The 3740-nt window shown below is 33.4% G+C and carries 2 protein-coding genes and 1 pseudogene; 2 read left to right on the plus strand and 1 reads right to left on the minus strand.

Going from position 1 to position 3740, the window contains the following annotated elements:
* Positions 1 to 1143: adenylosuccinate synthase (locus GW846_06270; protein ID NDK10350.1), on the plus strand; the 1143-nt coding region annotated here is incomplete at its 5' end.
* Between the two features lie 117 nt (positions 1144 to 1260).
* Positions 1261 to 2316: an IMP dehydrogenase gene (locus tag GW846_06275; GenBank protein NDK10351.1), complete on the plus strand. Its 1056-nt coding sequence runs from the start codon at positions 1261 to 1263 to the stop codon at positions 2314 to 2316.
* A gap of 631 nt (positions 2317 to 2947) precedes the next feature.
* On the opposite strand, the pseudogene GW846_06280 reads toward GW846_06275, so the two are convergent.
* Positions 2948 to 3625 (minus strand): annotated as a pseudogene (locus tag GW846_06280) (hypothetical protein).
* Between the last annotated feature and the right edge of the window lie 115 nt (positions 3626 to 3740).

Genomic DNA, 3740 nt, shown 5'->3' on the forward strand with positions numbered 1-3740 from the left:
GTCATCAACGAAAAAAAATTTCCATTTCATCTAATTCCTTCAGGGATCCTGCAAAAAAAACCTACGGTTGTTATTGCCGATGGGACTGTGATTGATCCGGAAGTACTCATGGAAGAGATGGATATTTTTGAAAAAATGGGGATAAATTTAAAAAAGAAATTGATGATTTCTCCCCGATGTCATTTAATAATGCCATATCACAAAGAACTAGATGTGGCCTATGAGAATGCCCGCGGAAAAAATAAATTGGGGACAACCAAGAGAGGAATCGGTCCAACTTACGCTGATAAAGTTAGTTACAACGGAATCAGAATTTATGAATTAATGAATTGGCCTTTATTTGTCGAAAAGTTTAAATTTCAGACAGAAATAAAAAATAAGATATTGGTTGCTTTCGGTGTAACCCCAACAAAGGTGGAAACTTATTTATCGACTTTTAGAAAATTAGCAGAAAGAATTCGACCAATGGTAGGAGATACATTTGCAGTTTTACATAAAGCAATAAAACAAAAAAAACAAATTCTTCTTGAAGGTGCCCATGGGGTTATGTTAGATAACAGTTTTGGTCTATATCCCTACGTGACGGCTTCAAACGTTATTGAAGGTGGCGTCAATATTGGATCAGGAGTTCCCTCCAAAAAGATTGACGAGGTTTGGGGAGTTGTTAAGGCTTACACTTCGAGAGTTGGTGGAGGACCATTGCCCACAGAATTATTTGATAAAGTAGCCGATGATATAAGAGAGCGGGGTTATGAATATGGGACAACGACCGGGCGACCGCGCCGGGTTGGCTGGGTAGATTTGCCCGCAGTAAAATTTGCCTGTCAACTTTCTTCAATTAACAGAATTGCGATTACAAAAATAGATATCTTATCAGGACTTTCACAGATAAAAGCCTGTGTTGGCTACGAATTAAATGGTAAAAAAATTGAATTCAGTCAGTGTGGGTATTTAGAACTCTCCAAATTAACTCCGATTTACAAAAGTTTTCCGGGTTGGGCCGAAGATATTTCTGGAATAAAATCTTTTAAAAAATTACCAGTAAACTGTCAGAAGTACATTAAATTTGTTGAAAAATATTTAGAAGTTAATGTTAAAATTGTTTCTGTGAGTCCAGAGAGAGAAGCGAGTATTGTATTATAAATTTCTAATTTTTAATTGACCTAATTAACCTAAATAATGACCAAATCTCAAATTGAGGATAATTGGTTATTGGGTATTTTTTAGATCAATTAGAATAATTAGTTAATTAGTAATTTTATGAATATCCGTAAGCAAATAGGCTTAACCTTTGACGACGTATTACTCGTTCCTCAGAAGACCGATATCGTTTCCCGAGGGGATGTTGATCTTTCCACAAATCTAACAAAAAAAATTAAATTAAAAATTCCTGTCATTTCAGCCAATATGGATACGGTTACCGAAACTGAAATGGCGATTGCACTGGCCCGCGAGGGAGGAATTGGGATAATTCATCGATTTGCAACGATTGAAAGAGAAGCTGAAATGGTACAAAATGTCAAAAAAGAAAAACTATTAGTCGGAGCCGCCGTAGGTATAAAAGATGATTATATTGAGAGAACGGAAGCATTAGTTAAAGCTGGAGCCGATGTGATTATCATTGATATTGCACACGGGCACTCGATTTTTTTAATTAAGGTCTTAAAAGATCTAAATAAAAAATTTCCTAAGGTCGACATTATTGCTGGAAATGTAGCTACACCTGAAGCAACCGAAGAGTTAATAAAAAATGGAGCCTCAGCAATTAAAGTTGGTATTGGGCCGGGAGCCCTGTGTATTACAAGAATTGTAGCCGGCGCAGGCGTTCCCCAATTAACAGCCATTTCTGAATGTGCAGAGGTCGCGAAAAAATATGATGTTCCAATTATTGCCGATGGGGGAATAAGAAATTCTGGGGATATGGTAAAAGCGTTAGCGGTTGGTGCCTCAACTGTGATGATTGGCACATTGTTTGCTGGATGTGACGAATCACCGGCACTAACTTTTTTCAAAAATAACCGAAAATTTAAACTGACTCGTGGTATGGCGTCGCTAATGGCTAATCATGATCGCCAGAAAAATGATATTAAAGTAAAAAAAGACTTGAAAGAATATGCGGCCGAGGGAGTCGAGGCAGTTGTTCCATATCAAGGGAACGTCTCTGAATTTATTAATCAACTCTTAGGGGGCGTTCGTTCGGGTTTTTCATACTGTGGAGCAAAAAATATCATAGAAACTTGGAAGAAGGCTGAATTTATTCAAATTACCCAAAGCTCACTAATTGAATCCAAACCTCATGACGTCGAGCAGATATAAAAACGATTACCTTTTTAAAGGAGTTATTCTTAAAAAATCTTTTTTTGAAAGAGTATAGTGTAATATAGCCCAAAATGATAAATGTATAAATAGCGCGATTAAGAATCCTAAAATTCCTTGAGATTGTAAATATGCAAAAATAAATCCTCCAAAAAATGAACAAATTATAGTGAGGAAAGCGAATTTTTTAGGGAGTAGAAATATTGATGGGATATGAACAACGAAAAATACTAAACCAAACAAGTTTAAAGAAATCCGAAAGGTAAGTAAGCCACCCAAAAAAAAATATCTTGGAAGAATATTTCAAAAAACTTTGGCAACTGATAACAAAATCTTTCTTTTTTAGAGTAATAATCTTTTTTGTAAAGATTCGATACAAAAAGCCATAGTATAAATAAAGATATGAAAGCTATTAAATGTCCTATATTAAGACTATTAAAATATATGAAAAATTGATTTTGATACACAACAAAAAGGATTAGTGAGAGAACTATGAAAAAAAGAGTATGTTGCCAAGAATTTTCATAATACGTAATATTATATTTCTTAAACAAATAATTAGGTAAGCCCATAGCTCCAAACCATAATATCAACCAAATTATTAGATGCATATAATAAATCGTTATTATCTTTAATTATTGTGTCGTAAATTACTCATTTCCTTGTTGTGAATTGAATACAAAAGAAATGGTTTTGCGATGAGATATTTTCTTAACAAACAAGGAAGATTTGGTTTATAGTAAATCCAATTTAAAACAATTTTTGCTTCTTTGGTACTAAATTTAAGACGATAAATAGGATTATTTGTTTTTTTATTTTTATATTTTAAACAATCGATATTTCCGTGTATTTTTTTCAATTTAATGATAGTTTTTTGTAACCATTTGATATGTTTTTCACTTGCAGATGTAAAATATACAAAAAGTCTGTTATATGTGTATTTTGGATTTAAATGGGTATTATATCTATCCTTATAAAAAATAATGTTTCCGTCACCGTCTAAATGTCCGCGTAAAAAATCCATAAAATATTTTTGCGGAATTTTTAATTCACTTATAGTTAGAGATTTATTAGGGAAAAGTCCTATCTTGATTAAAAAGTCGTAAAGCACTACATCTCCCAATTGAACTTTGAAAGCTTTTTTTCTGAACCTTTTTTTAGGAGTATTTTCTGATATTTTGTTATTTTTGCCAAGGCAATGTTTAAACGTACGAAAAAGCCGTCTATCTGTAGAAGTTAAGGTAATATGACGTTTATCCTTTGACAAACACCCATCAGTTGTTATTAATCCTACTGCATATGCTAATTTAAAACTCTATTTGATTACTTTTTTTGGTTTTCTCCTCATTTTAGTGCCGGGAGAGGGAGTTGAACCCTCATGAAATTGCTCTCACAAGTTTTTGAGACTTGCGCGTATGCCAGTT

The sequence above is a fragment of the Candidatus Gracilibacteria bacterium genome, assembly GCA_010119145.1.
In the GTDB taxonomy this organism is placed as follows: Bacteria; Patescibacteriota; Gracilibacteria; order BD1-5; family UBA6164; genus JAACSU01.